10 protein-coding genes are annotated in these 17,832 nt (G+C 51.3%); all 10 read right to left on the bottom strand.

Translation table 11 applies throughout. The features are described from left to right. Positions 1-118: 118 nt before the first annotated feature. The 10 genes from VIS48_06290 to VIS48_06245 all read right to left on the bottom strand — a co-directional run bounded on the left by VIS48_06290 (position 119) and on the right by VIS48_06245 (position 17,828). The gene (locus tag VIS48_06290) at positions 119-955 is read right to left on the bottom strand and encodes an alpha/beta hydrolase-fold protein (protein HEY9165756.1); all 837 of its coding nucleotides are present in this window, start codon (positions 953-955) and stop codon (positions 119-121) included. Between the two features lie 66 nt (positions 956-1,021). Next, complete coding sequence (locus VIS48_06285) at positions 1,022-3,016, bottom strand: alpha-L-arabinofuranosidase C-terminal domain-containing protein (protein HEY9165755.1); 1,995 nt, start codon at positions 3,014-3,016, stop codon at positions 1,022-1,024. 38 nt (positions 3,017-3,054) lie between these two features. Beyond that, positions 3,055-5,109, bottom strand: coding sequence for a glycoside hydrolase family 2 TIM barrel-domain containing protein (locus VIS48_06280; GenBank protein ID HEY9165754.1), 2,055 nt, complete (start codon positions 5,107-5,109; stop codon positions 3,055-3,057). Between the two features lie 326 nt (positions 5,110-5,435). Further along, on the bottom strand, positions 5,436-6,530 hold the full coding sequence (locus VIS48_06275; protein HEY9165753.1) for a cellulase family glycosylhydrolase: 1,095 nt from the start codon (positions 6,528-6,530) through the stop codon (positions 5,436-5,438). 21 nt (positions 6,531-6,551) lie between these two features. Further along, entirely contained in the window at positions 6,552-7,664 is a 1,113-nt protein-coding gene (locus tag VIS48_06270) for a cellulase family glycosylhydrolase (protein ID HEY9165752.1), read from the bottom strand. A gap of 102 nt (positions 7,665-7,766) precedes the next feature. Continuing rightward, on the bottom strand, positions 7,767-10,163 hold the full coding sequence (locus VIS48_06265) for a N,N'-diacetylchitobiose phosphorylase (protein ID HEY9165751.1): 2,397 nt from the start codon (positions 10,161-10,163) through the stop codon (positions 7,767-7,769). A 157-nt stretch (positions 10,164-10,320) separates the two neighbouring features. Continuing rightward, positions 10,321-11,817 (bottom strand): MFS transporter, encoded by a 1,497-nt coding sequence (locus VIS48_06260; GenBank protein HEY9165750.1) that lies wholly within the window; start codon positions 11,815-11,817, stop codon positions 10,321-10,323. 88 nt (positions 11,818-11,905) lie between these two features. After that, positions 11,906-14,320: a N,N'-diacetylchitobiose phosphorylase gene (locus VIS48_06255; protein ID HEY9165749.1), complete on the bottom strand. Its 2,415-nt coding sequence runs from the start codon at positions 14,318-14,320 to the stop codon at positions 11,906-11,908. 104 nt (positions 14,321-14,424) lie between these two features. Then, positions 14,425-15,417, bottom strand: coding sequence for a glycoside hydrolase family 130 protein (locus tag VIS48_06250; GenBank protein HEY9165748.1), 993 nt, complete (start codon positions 15,415-15,417; stop codon positions 14,425-14,427). Positions 15,418-15,566: 149 nt separating this feature from the next. Continuing rightward, complete coding sequence (locus VIS48_06245) at positions 15,567-17,828, bottom strand: Sip1-related alpha-galactosidase (GenBank protein HEY9165747.1); 2,262 nt, start codon at positions 17,826-17,828, stop codon at positions 15,567-15,569. Positions 17,829-17,832: the final 4 nt, after the last annotated feature.

Raw genomic sequence — 17,832 nt, 5'->3', positions numbered from 1 at the left:
AGATTTGACGTTATCTGTCCAGAAAATGTCCTGAAGAGCTCCTTCAAAATTCGTGGTCCGGCGTTGAGCTCAGGTTGCCACCGAGCACCTACGTGAGGAACATTTTCCGCGGGTCGTGTCAGTTTAGAAATGTCCGCAGACCTTTGAGAAGAGTCGGTCGCCAGACAGTGTAATGATCCGTGCCGGGAATTATCTCGTGCTCGAACCGCAGGCCTGAGTAATGATGCGACTCTATTGCGTTGACTAGCGAGGTATAAGAGTCCCGGAAAAATGTCGTCTCGTTTCCTCCCACGGTGAGATAGAGATTCACGGGGAGACTTTTCGTGGACTCCCAGAGTGCACGTTCATTCTCGAGCAGGTCCACATGCTGGTACGGCGGCACAAGTGCAGCACTCGCTCCGATATAATTCTTAAACAGTCTTCCCTGCCTGACATGCTCGGTGAATGCATAAACAAGGAAGTAGCCGCCGTAGGATGCACCCCGGAGTGTTCGGTTCGCGGTGTCCGCTCGAAATTTGCCTTCAACATACGGAAGCACTTCGGATTTTATGCATTCGAAGAGGGATCCGGAGTTTTTTATAAGGTCGCGGACCCTCGTGCTATCAAAGTTGTAGTCATCAGGATACCCGACTCCGACAACTATCACATCTGGTATTTCGTGGCGGTCACTCATCAGGTGAATCGTGTCATGATCTGCCCTGCGCCAGTAGCCATCCGTCATGTAGATTACCGGATACGACTTTTCTTCTTCATTATAACCTTTCGGCAGGCTGATGTCGATCTTTATGCTGTCCTTGACAAAGGCGGAGATGAATGTCGTGTCTATGATCTTTTCAGTCGGGAATTTCGCGGTTTCGCGGGAGTCGGGCGAGTCGATCTCGCATCTTTCACAGGAACACAGGCTCATCCACGCAACGAGAAAAATAAATGAGGACAAACTTTTCGGGTCTCTCACCACTCCACCTGTTTTGGTTTTTGAAGCAACCGGGAACTGGACGACGTCCGACGACAACGGTCCGGTCTATTTGCCTTCTCTGAAAAGCATGTCGGAAGGAATCGCCGACTTCTGCAGCCCTGGTCCCTCGATACTTGCGGCGAGCTCCATTCCGCCCGATGCCTGGAAGAATGTAACCGTGATCTTGTGATAGCCCGCTCTGAGTACATCGCTTCCGGATTCCTCCTTCGGTGCGTGGCGTCCGTCGTTAGTTACGATTGTCATGTTATCGATATACAACGCAGACCCGTCGTCTGAATTCAAATAAAAAGTGTACATGCCATCGGAAGGGATCTTTATATAACCGTCATATTGAATTCCGAAGTTTTCATCGCGAGTATTTGGTATTAATGTGAAATCGTTCGTCACACCTTCCTTCCTGGGAGAAAGCCGAGAGAAGTTTGGCAATATCGTCCAGGTCCCTTCATAGTATTTGTAGTTCAACCCCGGCAGCGGATTCTTTAGCTGTATCGGCGGCTCGACTGCCAACGTGCCTGTCAATTCGAGTACGACCACGGACATCGGGGGGAGGCTCACTTCGACACGACTGCCGTTAATCTTGAATCTGGAAAAATTCTCAGGGACAAGAGCGCTTGGATTATCGAAAGTGTTGTCGACGTTCATTTTGCCGGCAGTGAGAATCTGACCTGTGATCCTGTCAGCCGTAAATTTCGAAAGATTCACCTCGACATGTTCTTCGGCATCAGGATTAATATTGCACAAAGAGATATGCATCTTACCGTCTTTGTCAAGGGAAGCCGAACAATTCACCGCGGGAAGTTTTTGACCGTCAAGCGTGTATTCGGTCGATTTCACATCGGTCGGTATCCACATCGCGTCCTGGTGAACTTTATACATGTCGAAGACATAATAAGTCGGTGTCCGTACCATCTTGTCCCCGTTTGTAAGGAGCATCGATTGGAGGACATTCACCATTTGTGCAATGTTTGCCATACGGACTCGATCGCTGTGGTTATTAAGGATATTGAGAGTGCTGGCAGCGGCAACTGCGTCTCTCAATGTATTCTGCTGGAACAGGAATGCCGGGTTCGTCCCCGGCTCCACTTTGTACCATGTTCCCCATTCGTCGACATCGAGCGCAACCCGCTTTCCAGGATCGTAAATATCCATTATCGCGGAGTGCTTCTTAATCATCTCATCGATCGAGAGAGACTTCTTCATTATATCGAACCAACCACGCTCATCGAAATCCGTCGCGATCTTCGAGTTCGCGAATGAATAATGATGAAACGACAAGCCGTCGATATAGCCGCCCGCATTCTTCATCACGACATCGGTCCAGTTATAGTCGTCGTCGGAAGGTCCGCACGCGATTTTGAATATCTTGTTCTTGCCGTAGTCGTGCATGAATGTGGAGATTCTCCTGACGAGATTCGAGTAATATTCAGGCGTCATATTCCCGCCGCATCCCCAGGCCTCGTTGCCTATCCCCCAGTATTTCACTCCGCATGATTTGTCACGGCCGTTCTTTGCCCGGAGCTCAGTCATGGGACTGACGTTGTCGGAGTTCACGTACTCAACCCACTGCGACAGCTCGCGAACGCTTCCGCTCCCGACATTTCCCGTGAAGTACGGCTCGCAGCCGACCAGTTTGCAGAACTCCAGGAATTCGTGTGTGCCGAAACTATTGTCTTCGGTGACGCCGCCCCAGTTTGTGTTGATCATCTTCGGACGAAGATTCCGAGGACCGACTCCGTCCATCCAGTGATATTCGTCGGCAAAGCATCCTCCGGGCCAACGCAGGACAGGGACCTTGATTTCCCTCAGGGCGTCCACGATGTCCTTTCTTATCCCATCGATATTGGGAATCGAGGATGTGTCGCCGACCCATATACCGCCGTAGATACAGTGTCCGAGGTGCTCGCTGAATTGGCCGTAGATGTTCCTGTTGATCTTGTACTGAAGATGAGATGCATCGACAACCACTGCCGTCTCTTTCACCTGAGCGGTCAGCAACGAATTGAAGCAGACTAAAATAAAAATAGTAATAAATCGCCTCATCAGGATTCTCCTTCAATTAAGCCGGGGTCGACGATCACTTATTTGTCGAATCTCCACCAGCATTCATCAGAATACTCAACACCTCCGAGAATCGCTACGGCTTTCACGTCGTTCGATCCGGAATTCAACTTCACATCGTTCCATATGAACCTGTGATCGGTGCTCCTTGCCTTACCGAGCGAAGCCCCGTTCAAAAACAACTCGACCGCATCAGCATTCGAATAGACTTTTACATTTATGATAGATGTGTCCCTCACGGTGAATCTCTTGCCTGTAATATGAACCAGCGGTGCCGGGTTCCAGTTCACTTTGTACCAGTAGTACGAATCTTTCTTTGTCGAATGGTCCTGCGTGACAAGTCCCTTATCATTTATTCCAGCGCGAAACCCCTCTGTTCGGAAATCAGATGAGAACTCAAATCCATTCCATACGGTTGAGAACCAGATGTAGGGCCTTTCTTCTATCGCTTTCCAGCTCACTTCATGGAAGTAGGTTTGATATTCTTCGGGGTGCCACGGCCCGTCCGTGCGAGGCTGTTGAGGATTTTCTTCGTGCTGGAAAATGCTTCCGCCCGCGCCGTATTCACTAATACCAATGGCTCTGTCGGGATGTTTCTTATGCCAGTCGTCAAGGTACGGACCGAGGTCCTGAACCTTTCCGTCGTACCAGCCGAAATATTTATTGAGGCCCAGGACGTCAGTCACGAAAGCGGACGGAAAATCGTTCATGTTAGCTGCCGATGTGGAGGGACGCGTCGGGTCTTCCTTCTTTGCGAGTTCGTTGAGCGATTTCACTAACGCTGTCGGATCGGGACCTTTCACGTTGAGGATCTCGTTGAAGATTCCCCAGAAGAAAATGGATGGATGATTATAGTTTTGACGGATCAACTCGATAAGCTGCTGCTCGCAGTTGTCCGCGAAAGCTTTCGAGCTGTCGATGTGATTGATGAGAGGAATTTCTGTCCACACTACAATCCCATACTTGTCACAGAGGCGGTACATCTCGGATCCATGCTGATAGTGAGACATCCTTACCACGGTTGCTCCGATGTCGAGCATATAATCCATTTCCTGTTTCCTGTCGGCGTTCGTAATTGCCCGTCCTTCATTTTCTTTGTCTTCATGCAAGCAGAATCCGTGGAGATCATACTGCCTCCCGTTCAGAAAGAATCCTTTTTCCGGATCCACTTTATAGTATCGCAGACCGAGCGGTTGTTCGGTTTGGTCCAGAATTTCCTTCCCGCGTTGGACCGACACAACCACTCTGTAGACGTACGGATCGATCCGTCCATTCCACAGGTGAGGATTATCGATTGTGAATTTCTGTACTGTTGCTGCGGCGCTGCCGCCGGGTATCTCCGCGTTTGCGCTTGCGTCCTCAACAACATCATTCTTGAGGTCGTATATCAGCGTTCTCACCGATACGCTTCGTGATTTCCTCGAATCGTTCTTCAATATCGTCCGCACCGATACTTCTGCTTCGTCGTCGCTGACTTTCTCCTGAGTGATGTAAACTCCAGGCGAGCCATAATCGAGAAGAAAGATGTGGATGTTTTCGGTGACGATCAGCTCGACCTGCCTGTACAATCCGCCGCACATCGTAAAGTCGGCATCGAGCGGAGCCAATCTGAATTCGGGGGACGTGTCAGGCGCGGTATTGTCGACCTTCACGGCAATTACATTCTGATTTCCGAAATTCAAGAATTGAGTTACATCAAAAACAAAAGCCGCGAACCCGCCCTCATGGCGGCCGACAAATTTTCCATTGATGAAAACGTCCGCGATCATGAAAGCCGCACCGAATCTTATAAAGATCCTTTTCGCCGACAGGTCTTTCGACACGTTGAATTTGTTCCTGTACCAGGCAGGACCCCGATAGTAAGTCCCGCCATCCTGGCCGTCCATGTTATTCCAGGTGTGTGGAAGACACACGCTCTCCCAGCCCGAGTCCGCGAATTCGATTCCTGACGCGCCTGCGATATCGCCTTTCGTGAACTTCCAGCCGTCATTGAGAGGTAATTGAATTCGGTTGAAACCTGATGCCATATTGATGCCTAGCGCAATATAAGCAATCGAAAAGAGGATTTTGTTCATCGTAATGACCCTTCCGCCAAAATTCTTTACCAGTATAATGACCTCAGGTATTATTTTCACATTTTGACAAAAGCAGCTCTTATTTGATTAGAAGCACCTTAGTTCCGGCAACTTGATCTTCAATCCGTAGCCTGGGGTATAATGAGTTCATGCCGCCCTGACAAAGCTCAATTGTGCAAGAATGATACCCGGTCTCAGAAAAATGAAAACCCCGGGAACAATAAGGAGTAATCTTTGGACAGGCTGCGTGACAGCTGCATTGATTGAGCTCCCGTATAATCGAGAGGAGAATTTTCGCCGGTGCGGATCCGCCGAGATGGGGCGTATCAATGGATGGCCGTTGAATCGGGCGCCGGGATGTTACCACGGACCGCCTCTTCGAAGAATTTTCCCCCTTCCGTGAGCTCGAATGTCTGCCACGACTTGATCATAGGCGGGCCCCATTGTGGATCGTAAACCCACCAGAGCCAGCTGATGTGTTTCGACGCGAAGAACTTCATGATTCTTCTTCCGTAATCAAGAGCCGATTGGGGATTTCTCATCGCGAAGCCCAACTCCGTTGCAATGACGGGATATTTGTCCGCCGCGAAACCGAAGTCTTCTTCCCATTTCGGTTCGTATGGCGGATTTCGTTTCATGGGATACGGATGTGTGACGTACGCGATCCCCGGCGCGTCGATCGGGGCGTAATGAAGTGGTGTCAGATCGTAAGCCCAGTCAAACCCCGCCACGAGTGGTATGCTTTTGTTGCCGTAAGATCTTATCAGAGCAATCAGCTCTTCGTTTATTTTCTTCCAATCGTCCCACGAAACATTTCCCAGCCTTCCGCCTAAATCGGCAGGCTCATTGAAAAGCTCGAGGAACGCCACCGTGTTGTTGCCAGTGAAATGATTCGCGATTGTCTTCCAGAAATTGAAAGTTTCCTGCATGGTGGTGTAGTACATCGGGTCCTGGAACAATCCCTCTTCGAGGTTTCCGATCGAGTGCCAGTCGATATCGACATACAAACTTTCTGCTGTGCACCATTCCACGGCCTGGTCGAGGAGTTTGAGGTAGTTCTGGGGTGTTCTCTCGCGCCACGAGATTGGGTGAACAGGGATGCGTACCAGCATAGCTCCGAGATTTTTGATTCGGGCAAACAGTTCCTTGTTCCACTGACCCTGGTGTTCGATTTTATCGGGATCGGCGATCGAGAGCCCGCGGAAGACAATCGTATCTCCGATGGAATTCACGAAAGAATTTCCGCTGACTCTCACCTGGGGGAGTAAATTGCCGTCCGGACTCCTGAGCGGCGCCCCCGGCCACCTGTCAAACCACCACTGGTGGTAACCGACTGAATCGGTACTCGAGCCCGATTGGGCTTGCAAACCGACCGAAACTAAAAAGACCAGGCTAATCGTAATGCACAGGAATCTCGTCATGATTTCTCCTCTATCTGAAAGCTAACGAGCCGACGTCGAATCAACTTCTCCCGTCTTCCCGTGAGCAACGTCCTTGAAAAACTCTCCACCCTCGGTCAGCCTGTAACCCTTCCATGTTTGCAGCATCGGCGGTCTCCAGAGCGGATCGAGCACCCACCAGATCCAGCTGATGTGGTTCGCTTCAAAGTAGGAAACGATCGTCTTCCCGTAGTCGCCATTATCTTTCAAGCCGCCGTCACCCAGCGTGAAACCGAGTTCCGTTGCGACGAGCGGGTACTTAGCCGCGGCAAAACCGAAATCTTCATCCCACTTGGGACCGTACGGCGGAGTTCGTTTGTGAGGATAGGGATGCACGACATAACCGATCCCTTCTGCGTTCATCGGCGCGAAACGGAGCGGGGTGAGATCATAAGCCCAATCGAAACCGGCCACAAGAGGAATACTTTTGGTTCCGTTTGCTCTTATCAGTTTTATCAGATCCTCGTTTATCTTCTTCCACCCGTCCCACGAAAGATTCCCGAGCCTTCCTGACGCATCTGTCGGCTCATTGAACAACTCGCAGAAGGCGACTGTGTTGCATCCCGCAAAATGGACGGCGATTGTCTTCCAGAAATTAAACGTCTCCTGGAGCGTCGTGTAGTATGATGGGTCCTCGTACAGTCCTTCTTCGAGATTCCCAATGGAGTGCCAATCGATATCGACATAGAGACTTTCCTCCGTGCACCATTCGATCCCCTGGTCGAGAAGATTCAGATATGCTTCAGGTGTTCGTGCGCGCCACGCTCCGGGATGAACCGGGAGTCTCACAATCATCGCTCCCAGTTTTTTGGCCTCCGCAAAAATTTCCTTGCTCCAATGTCCCCTTTGCTCAAGGTTGTCGGGATCAGCCACCGACACGCCTTTAAACAGGATCGTGTCTCCCCGGTCGCTGATCAGTCTGTTGCCTTCAACTCTCAGCTGCGGAAGAACATTCGCGTTCTTTTTCCAGACCGGAAGCCGGAACCGGAAATCGGGCGGAGGATTCCAATCATAGCCTTTGGCCGGAGATTTTCTTGCATCTGCCTGTGATTGAGCCGAAAGTTTTGTGCTAAACACGATGCCGATGAGAAGGAATGCGATAAAGAATCTGTTCACGAATCCTCCTGGATCTTATGTGGAAGAATTATGTGTCGCGCCCCGTCCGATCTGCAAGTGAGGCGCATTGTCTCTGCGAAAGTCCGATATGAGACGGCGGACTCAACCCATCGTTACGGCAACTTCATTTTCGGCGTTCATCTTAGACACAGGAATAAAATTCCCGTCGATAGTTTCGCCGTTGAGGATAATCTTCTTAACGCCCTTTTCGATTCCTCTTGGATTGCGGACTGTGATATTCAGGATCTTTCCGCGGAAGTCGCGCCTCACCGAGAACGATTCCCACCTGGACGGGACACAAGGATCGATTCGCATTCCATTCATCTCGGGACGAACACCGAGTATGAATCTCGTGATCGCGTAATAAGTCCACGCAGCTGAACCCGACAGCCATGGAATTCTAGAGACTCCATGTTTCGGACTTTGCCTGGCGTGAGTTGACTGGCAGACGACATATGGTTCGATCTCGCGCACCTCCGCCTTCTTGTTGTACGCGGCAGGGAGATAAGCGCGCAGATAATCGTACGCCTGGTCACCGTGACCGAGAATCGCTTCGGCCATCACTGCCCAGCCCTGTGTGTGGATGAAGATGCCTCCGTTCTCCTTGAGACCGGGATTGAAGAATGATGCCCGGACAATTTTGTAATCCGTTTTGGTAAACGGCGGATCGCAGAGAGCGAGTCCGTAACGGGAGAACAATCGCTCTCGCACGCTTTTCATCGCCGTTTCGGCTTGATCACGAGACGCGAGTCCGGAAATAACAGCCCATGATTGTGTGTTGAGGAATATCTGGCCCTCTTTGCATTCCTTCGAGCCGAACTTCATCCCGTCGTTCCTGTACCCTCTCATGAACCACTCGCCGTCCCAGGCGTAACGCTTGATGTTGCTGTCGAGACGTTCCTGTGTCAACTTCGCCCATGCTACTTCGTCGGCCCTGTGAAGAACTGTTGCCGCGTCGATGTAGACCTTCAAAGCGAAACGGAGCTGCATCGCCACGAACATCGATTCGCCCTTATGACCGAACCGGAGGCAGTCGTTCCAGTCCGCCTTCAAACCGCAAGGCAGTCCATGCGCGCCCGAGCGGTCGAGATTGAATTTGATCGCTCGTTTCATGTGGCCGAAAACGGTGTCTTCACCTTTGTCTGCGTAAGGGAGAACCTTCTCGTAAAAAGCTGTGTCGCCGGTCTCCTCGACGTATGCAGGGATCGCGTTGAAAAGCCAGAGCGCGTCATCCGAGCGGTAGTCTTCCTCCTTGGGAGCGGTCTCATGTCCGGGAGAATGGCCGAACGGCATGACGACGGGCATTGCGCCGCCGGTTGAGACCTGTCCCGTAATCATGAGCTCAAGCCGCTTCCTTCCTTCCTTGGGAATTGAGTGCATGACACCGATAAGGTCCTGGACTGTGTCACGGAATCCCAGGCCGTCCCTGTCGATGCCGGAATAAATCAGGCTTGCCGAGCGCGACCACGCGTAGGTGATCAGGCAATTATAGATTCCCCAGGTGTTGATGGTGGCGTTCAGCTCCGGATCCGGAGTCTTCGCGGAAAATCCCGCGAGTCGCTGGTGCCAATGGGTTTTCAATCTCTCGAGTTCTTCGTCCGCCTTCGAAGGATCACCGAACTCGCGCGCGATTTCCTTCCCCTCTTGCTCGGCGCGGCCAATCCCGGCAATCACAAGAAACTCCTGGGTCTGCCCGGGTCGAAGCGTGAATTTCACCTGCAGCGCGCCGCACGGGTTGTCACCGTACGCGATACTGCCCGAACATTTTCCCTGTTCAACCGCGATGGGATTCGCGTACGTACGGTACGGGCCGAGGAAAGCTTCGCGGTCCGTGTCGTAACCGATCACCTTCGCGCCGGTTATGGCCTGGAATGTGTGGCGCCCCTGATCCTTCTCCTTGAAGTTGTCCGGCATTTCGGGAATATTCACATTTGTTCCGTGATCGATAATCCCGTCCGCGACACTCATCTGCGCAATGTAATGGACGTACTGGATGTTCAGGAGATCGTCTATCGCATTCCAATTCCCGGCATATTCAAGATAAGTGAATGCGCTCAGCGTTCTCTTTTTCTTTGATTTGTTGGTGACGCGGACTTTCCAGAATTCAAACGATCGGCCGAGCGGGACGAAGTAGGTGACTTCGGATCTTATGCCCTGGTACTGTGATTCGATAGCCGTATAAGCGGTACCGTGACGGCACACGGATTTGTACTTGCTCAACGGTTTGCCGACCGGCTGCCAGGACGCCGACCAGAAATCCTTTGTACCATGATCGTGGAAGTAGATGTACCGACCCGGTTGGTCAACGGGTATCGAATTGAATCTGAACCTGACGAATCGTCCCATGCCGCCCGATTTGAAGAAGCTGTAGCCCCCGGCATGATTTGTAATTATCGCGCCGTAATCGGTCGAGCCGAGATAATTACTCCACGGCTTCGGGGTATCCGGATGGTTTATTACGTATTCCTTGTTCTTATCGTCGAAATAACCGTACTGCATATTCGTTCCGGATTTTGAATTCTAAATTCTGAATTGTGAGTTTCGGTAATTGATGATTCACAATTCACGTTTTGTGCCGCGACATTTTGACGATCACCTTAAATTGCGCTCAGCCTTTCTCAATTCAAAATTGAGAATTTGAAATTTAGATTTTTCTTTATTTTGCCTCTGCTACTCCTGCTGCCACGCGTCTCGTCTCTACTTCTTCCTTGATCTTCTTGACGGTCGATTCGTTGAGGCCATAGAAGAAGATAAGCAAGAGGACCGCCGCAAGCCCGGGGACAACGGGAATGACACTCATCATGGACTTAATTCCAGCCAGTACCGCCAGGTTCTGCGCCACGTTAGCCTGGAATCCCGTCATGGCAAGAATCCATCCTGCAATCGCTGTACTGATGGCCCATCCCAGCTTGTTCGACATTATCGAAGCTGAGTAGACAAGTCCTGTTGCCCTCCTGCCAGTTTTCCATTCGGAATAGTCAGCCGTGTCGGCATACATCGCCCACAACAACGGAGAGATCGGGCCGCCGACGACGGACCCGATGATTTGAAGAACAAACATCCACAGCACATCGTCAGGCCTGAAGAAGAAGAACAAACCTGTGGAGATTATCGCCGCGACAAAAAGGACGATCGCCGCATTCTTTCTCCCCAGCACGCGTGAAAACCATGGGACAAGCAATACTCCAAGGAGCGATGCGGCCTGACCGACAACGTTGAAGAACGAGGCCAGAACCTCGTATCCGTATCTGTGTGTCTCGTCCAGAAGCTGGACCGGCTGCTTCCCGAAAACGCCCCACAGCGGATTTATCACATTCCTGACGGCGAAATTAGTGACGTGTGTCAGCCATGGAACGACCTGCTCGCCGACGTAGTACTTGAAATAGTACACTGTCGCATTGAGCCTTATCGCAACAAATAGGATCAGCAGGATCGTCACGCCGAACAGCACGAGCCAGGGTGTATTCCTGGAAATGTCCTTAAGATCTCCCTTGACAGATGTCTTCTCCTTCGACATCGGTTGTATGCGCTCGTGCGTCGAGAAAAAAACTATCGTGAAGAAAACGACAGCGACGACCGCATAGAGTACCATCGTGGACTGCCAGCCTTTGGCGTTGTTTCCGCCGCCGAAATATCCCGACAATGGCAAGGCAGTAGCGGAGACGACTATGCCGGCAGAGTAGGCGCCGACAAATTTGAATGAAGATGCGCTCGTACGCTCGTCGGGTTCCCCGCTTATCACTCCGAGAAGAGAGGTGTATGGAATATTTATAGCCGAATAAAAAAACATGAATGCGATGAACGTGACATAGGCGTAGATCAGTTTTCCGGTAGGAGAGAAGCCCGGAGTCGAGAATGCCAGCACGGCCGCTATCGCAAGCGGAAGGGACATCCAGATAAGATACGGCCTGAACTTACCCCAACGGGTTTGCGTCCTGTCCGCGGTCATGCCGATTCCCACATCGAAGAACGCGTCCAATGCCCTGGAGATTGCAATCATTGTGCCCGCCGCTGCGGCAGCGAGCCCGAATACGTCGGTATAGAAAAAGAGAAGGTAAACCATGATCGTCTGCCAGAAAAGTACAGACGCAAAGTCTCCGCACCCGTATCCCGCTTTTTCCCAGAAAGATAACTTCTTAACATCTGCGCTCATGACGACTCCTTATTTTTGCATTCGGACTTCAGCTGCCGGCCCACTTCAATATGACGGGCAGCGACAGCGACGTCCCTGTTTATAAAGTTCAAGTCCCCATCAAAACCTGGACTTCGTTGATGTCACGCATGAGATCCAATGGCATCACTTTTCCGGAAATTTCTTTTCCATTCATGACAATCTTGACTACGCCGGATTGCACTCCGTTCGGATTTGTAATTTGTATATTGATTTTCTTTCCCCTGAATACTCTGGACACTTTGAAAGACTTCCAATCCGATGGGACACACGGATCGATCACCAGTCCGTCGATCTCCGGTTTGATCCCGAGTATGTACTGAGTTGCGGCGAAGTAGGCCCACGATGCTGAGCCGGAGAGCCATGGAAGCCTCGACGCACCGGCGCGCGGACTGGGCGGCGCTTCGGTTGACTGGCAGTAAACGTACGGTTCAATTTCCCTGACCTCGGCGCAATCATTGTACGATGCCGGCATGTAGTTCTTAAAAATTTCGTATGCTTCATTTCCTCTTCTCAAAAGCGATTCAGCGATGACTGCCCATCCCTGAGTGTGACAGAAGACCGAACCGTTCTCCTTCATGCCTTTGTTGAACAGTGCCGCCTTCATCACTGAAATGTCGGTCTTTTCGTACGGAGGCGCACATATGACGAGGCCGTAGGCGGTCGAGAGACGTTCCCGAACAACATCCATGATGCGTTTCGCTCTTTCCTCCGACGAGTAGCCGCTTATCACAGACCAGGTCTGGGGATTCAGGAATATCTGACCTTCGTCGTTCCTGCGCGAGCCGAAGGTCAGCCCGTCTTCACGATAACCTCGAAGGAACCAATCTCCATCCCAGGCGTTCTTTGATATGTTCAGGTCGAGAGTTTCGAGTTTCTCCATCGCCCATTCGGACTCGCCGCTTTTCCCGAGGCTCTTTGAAATTTCTACATAGGTCTGAAGTGCATGTCTCAACTGGAACGCTACGAATACGGATTCCCCCTTCTGGCCGAGCTGGATGCAATCGTTCCAGTCCGCCCTCAGGCCGCATGGCAATCCATGCGTCCCCGATCTTCTCAAACTGAACTCGATCGCACGACGCAAATGGCCGAGGACTGTCGCCTCACCGACATCGGAATAGGGGAGGACTTTGTCATAAAACTCTAAGCGACCGGTCTCTTTCACGTAAGCTGGTACAGTATTGAAAAGCCAGAGACCATCGTCAGATCTGTATTCGTCTTCTGACGGCGGCATCTCACGACCGGGGTGGTGGTCAAATTGCCCGACAACCGGCATAGCTCCTCCGGTAGAAACCTGTCCGGTTATCATTAACTCGAGTCGTTTCCCCGCCTCATCCGGGATCAGCGGCAGGACTCCGAGTAGATCCTGTACCGTGTCGCGATAGCCGAGACCGTCCCGCTCTCCGGCATACACAGTGCTTGCCGCACGCGACCAGGCATAGGTGATGAGACAATTGTAGGGGCTCCATGCGTTCATCATGCTGTTGAACGACTGATCGGGTGTCTCCACAGACATTGCGTGGATCATCGAGTGCCAGTGTGCCTTAAGGGCCTCGAGCGCTTCACGCGCCTTCCCGGGAGACGAGAATTTCTTAGTCGCAGCCTTGCCTTCAACGCCGGCCTCACCGATTCCCATAAGCACTAGAATCTCCGCAGAATCTCCGGCCTCGATCTCCAGATCTGCCTGGAAGACTCCGCACCCGTTATCGCCGACAGCAATGGAATTCTTGCATTTCCCGTTTTCGACGACCAACGGATTTGAGTAGCCGCGATACGGCCCGATGAATTTCTCGCGGTCAGTATCAAATCCTGATACCTGCGCGCCAACGAGTGCAAAGAAGGTGTGGCGCGACTGGGGATCCGCGGCAAAATCGCCTCGCACCACGGGAAGATAAGGATTAGTGCAGTGATTGATTATTCCGTCAACAACTTTCATCTCTATTATGTACTGCGTGTACTGCAGGTTGACCCAATCCATCCATAATTGCCAGTGGCTGCTATATTCCACAAACGGAAACACATTCAGTCGTCTCTGCCTCGCGTCGGTGTTCGTGATCCTGAGAAGCCAGCATTCGAGCGACTCGCCGAGAGGAACGAAGTAGGTAGATTCAGTCGAGATGCCGGCATATTCGGATTCGATGATCGTGTACGCGGTTCCATGGCGGCAGATCGATTTGAATTCCCGGCCCGGAATTTTTGATGCGAGAGATTTTCCGACGGGCTGCCACGATGACGACCAGAAATCTCCAGAGTCGCGGTCGCGGAGATAGAAATACCTTCCCGGCTGGTCCATCGGCAGATTGTTCGGCCGCCATCGAGTGAACCTGCCCTGGGCGGCGGAGTGGAAGAAACTGTAGCCGCCTGCATTGTTCGTAATTATCGCCCCGTATTCGGTGGAGCCGAGATAATTGCTCCACGACCTCGGCGTGTCAGGTCTTGTGATTACGTACTCTTTCCGTCTATCGTCAAAATGTCCGAATCGCAATCGTCCAGCCCTTACATGTTAGCAAACAGCAATGACGTTTCTAAAATAGAAACGAATATCCAATTATACCAACACGAATTGACCCTCGACACCCGGAGTCGATCTCAGCTTTGCGGATGTCGTTTTACAAAGTTCACTATCTCGTCGACAGTTGAAAACACGAGACCGGTCACGGAATCGGCCGCACCGTAGTAAATCGCGAGCCGTCCTGTCGCCGCATCGCATAGCATCGCGCATGGAAAGACAACGTTCGGCACATCGCCGACGCACTCATACAATGTTTGAGGCGACCAGAGGTAAGGCTCGCCCCGTGTGATGACCTTCCACGGTTTTTCGAGATCGAGCAGCACAGCACCGGCGCTGTAAACAAACCCGTTGCAGGATTGCAGCACGCCATGATAGATAAGGAGCCAGCCTTCAGATGTCTCGATCGGAATCGGGCCGGCACCGATCTTGGTGTACTGCCAGGAGTCTCCAATCGGACCCATCACATGTCGATGTTTGCCCCAGTAGCAGAGATCCGGACTCTGACTGAGGTAAATGTCTCCGAACGGAGTGTGCCCGCTGTCGGAAGGACGCGAGAGCATATAGAAGTTTCCGTTTATCTTCCGCGGAAAAAGCACGCCGTTCCGGTTGAATGGAAGGAACGCGTTCTCAAATTGATGAAAGCTTTCGAAGTCTTTTGTCCAAGCGACTCCGATCGTGGGGCCGTGATAATAATTGCACCAGGAGACATAGTACCTGTCTTCGATCCACACTACTCTTGGATCGTAACCGTAAATGAAATTCCCCACTTCCGGATCGTCGCATTGGAACTTGAGCGGCTCCGGATCGAGCTCCCACTTCAGGCCGTCTTTGCTGAAACCACGATGCAGCCTCATTTGTCTCGCCCAATTGTCGCACCGGAATACGCCTGCGAATTCATTCTTGTAAGTAACCACTGCGCTGTTGAATATACTGTTCGACGTGGGAAGTAGATCCCGCGGAATGACCGGATTTTTTGAATATCGCCAGACTGGTTTGTTGTGTCCGACCGGTTTGTCTTCCCACGGGAGGTTTGGTATTGGCTTCTGATTGATAATTTTCACTGTGGTCATATTTTCCTCGTTGATTTAGAAATTCCAGGAGATGCTGAAGAAACATTGTAAGAAAAATCTTGGAAAAGTAACTCAGATGTCTGATCGCTGAATCTTATTTCACAGAACTCTCAGCCCCGACACGGTCTCCGTCATGGACAGGAGATCCACTACAGTTTTATTTCCACATTCACTCGGGCGCGTTCAGGTGTCACAGGAATATTTACGATCAAGAGTCCGTTTTCATAACTGAACCCCGAATGGATTCCATTGATGGTGACGCTCCGGGGCCTGGACTTGACCGCCGCGGCAAACCGGCCGCCGTTATAAAGCGTGACTGAAATTCCTGATGGAGTCACTCTCTGACTAACAATCGCGGCGGGCGCATTGTATTTGTCAACCAGGCCGATCACCGCGTTCCCGTATTTCTCGGGTACCACGTAATAGAGCTTGCACCCGTAGGAGGGCAGCGAGACAGGTAATCTCTCCTCCCGACCGGAATTCCTCAGCGATCTTTCGAAGTATCCGTAAACGGCAAACGAGTCGCCTTCTATTCCATGGACGTCCGACGGTTTAAACTCCCCGTCGATACCGTTCGAGTCCGCACAATTCCAGATTCCGATGAGCCCTGCTTGACCATCCATAGAATATGCTTTGAATAGTTTGGGCCCATTAACCTGGAACAGGCAGTCTTCAGTCGGGAGAAGCGATCGGTTAGCGCGTAGAAGAGTGCCGTCTGAAAAAATCAAAGGCCACAGCACGCCGAAATTATGCCGCCCGACTTTATCTGTAATATATGTAGGTCCATTACTCAACGCATGCGCCACCGCATATTCTGCAGCGGCGGGATTTGTAGACTCGAACATGTCGTAATCCGGATAAACCATCTGCGAGAAGTATAATGAATTGTAGACTTCCTGGATAACGTGTTCGCCCGCTCTGCTCATCCAGTAATTAGTGGGGTGGAGCGTATCGTACTCGGGCCAGTAATCGTCTTCTGCACGCGCGACGGAGGTTGAACCGAAATTTAAGTAAGCTTCCGGCGTCATGTCCATGCAGTTGATTATCGAGTTGCCGAAATATCTTGCCACTGACAAATTGAGCGCCTCGTGATAAATTTCCGCTCCATCAAAGATCGGGAAATTGCCGGGCGACATTCTCTCGGTAATCAATTGATTGTCGACTTTCACGAAAGTGAATCCCTGGTCCGAAAGATACTTGTGAAACTGGTTATAGAATTTCCAAACTGATTTGGAAAAGGGAGAAACGAAATAGCAGTTCTTAATCGCAGATGAATCGATATCCGGTCTGGTCTTTTCCTTCCACGAGAAGAGGTCTTTCTTAAATTCTTTCCCGAGCCTGGAATCGGGATTGATGCCCGACCAGTATCCATCGAATGCGTGCCATATCCCTACGTCTTTTATGCCGTATTCATTCTTCAGCTTCTGGATGACCGGTTTGAATTCATCAGGAAATTTTGTGCTGTCCGGCCGAAACGAGTTGACCTTGCCGTCAGTGTTATCGAACCACCCGTCGTCGATAAGGATCCACCTCATCGGGAGTCCGGCATGTTTAAAATCGGCGGCCGAACTCACAAGCAGATTTTCATTTAACCGCGTTCCATAGACCGACGCGTTCCATGAACACCAACCTATGCCTTTCAACACTTCAGGATAAACTTTTCCCGATACGAGATCGTTGCTCTTCCCGATGGCTTTCAATCCTTGCTTGTATAACTCTGCGAACAATTTATACGGATCATTTCCGAACCCGACCGCCATTTGTGGAATTTTCCCGCGGTTCATTCCTGAAAAATAGCTCACGGATTTGGACCCGAACATCCCATTTTCTTCTCCGAGGGTTGTCCGGTAGCCCTGGCCCGATAGAGGAATCGCGGCGCCGTAAAGTCCGTCGGAATATTGCCAGTAAAAGAATTGCACGTCCGAGCTCTCGAGGCCGCTTACGCTATCGATCTTGACGGGCTTCGTCCAGGAATTCCAGGGTCCGTAGCGCCAGAGCGACACTCCTCTTGCATATCCCGGAATGGAGTCGAAAAACATCCCGACAAAATCTTCGCCACTGTCCGACTGATTTCCGCCGGGCGATAGGAAGAAAGAGACAACGTCGCCCGCAGACGTCGACGTAATTCCGACATCTTTCCCTGAAGTCCGGAATGTAAACTTACTTCTCGTCAAGGTCAGCACGCGAGTCGAAATATCCTTCGACTCAAACATGAAGTTTCCGCCGACAAGTCTGACTTTGCCCGCATAATAAACGTCGAACTTGTTGCCGGTGGCCTCGAGTTGGATTTTCGATTTGCTTCCACCCGATGTGGGCAGAGCCTCAACTGAATGCCAGAGACTTACAACAAATCCTAGTGTCACAACGAAGCAAGCGATCAAACGAAGCGGGCGAACGGTTGAAGGACGCATCTCA

It is taken from the genome of Candidatus Kryptoniota bacterium (genome assembly GCA_036567965.1).
In the GTDB taxonomy this organism is placed as follows: Bacteria; Bacteroidota; Ignavibacteria; order Kryptoniales; family JAKASW01; genus JAKASW01.
This window is presented reverse-complemented; position numbering and strand designations above follow the sequence as displayed.

What these genes read in the sequence shown, in the direction of transcription:
- VIS48_06285 (HEY9165755.1), bottom strand. Translation starts at nt 3,016, where the DNA reads ATGAGGCGATTTATTACTATTTTTATTTTAGTCTGCTTCAATTCGTTG.
- VIS48_06280 (HEY9165754.1), bottom strand. Translation starts at nt 5,109, where the DNA reads ATGAACAAAATCCTCTTTTCGATTGCTTATATTGCGCTAGGCATCAAT.
- VIS48_06275 (HEY9165753.1), bottom strand. Translation starts at nt 6,530, where the DNA reads ATGACGAGATTCCTGTGCATTACGATTAGCCTGGTCTTTTTAGTTTCG.
- VIS48_06265 (HEY9165751.1), bottom strand. Translation starts at nt 10,163, where the DNA reads ATGCAGTACGGTTATTTCGACGATAAGAACAAGGAATACGTAATAAAC.
- VIS48_06260 (HEY9165750.1), bottom strand. Translation starts at nt 11,817, where the DNA reads ATGAGCGCAGATGTTAAGAAGTTATCTTTCTGGGAAAAAGCGGGATAC.
- VIS48_06250 (HEY9165748.1), bottom strand. Translation starts at nt 15,417, where the DNA reads ATGACCACAGTGAAAATTATCAATCAGAAGCCAATACCAAACCTCCCG.
- VIS48_06245 (HEY9165747.1), bottom strand. Translation starts at nt 17,828, where the DNA reads ATGCGTCCTTCAACCGTTCGCCCGCTTCGTTTGATCGCTTGCTTCGTT.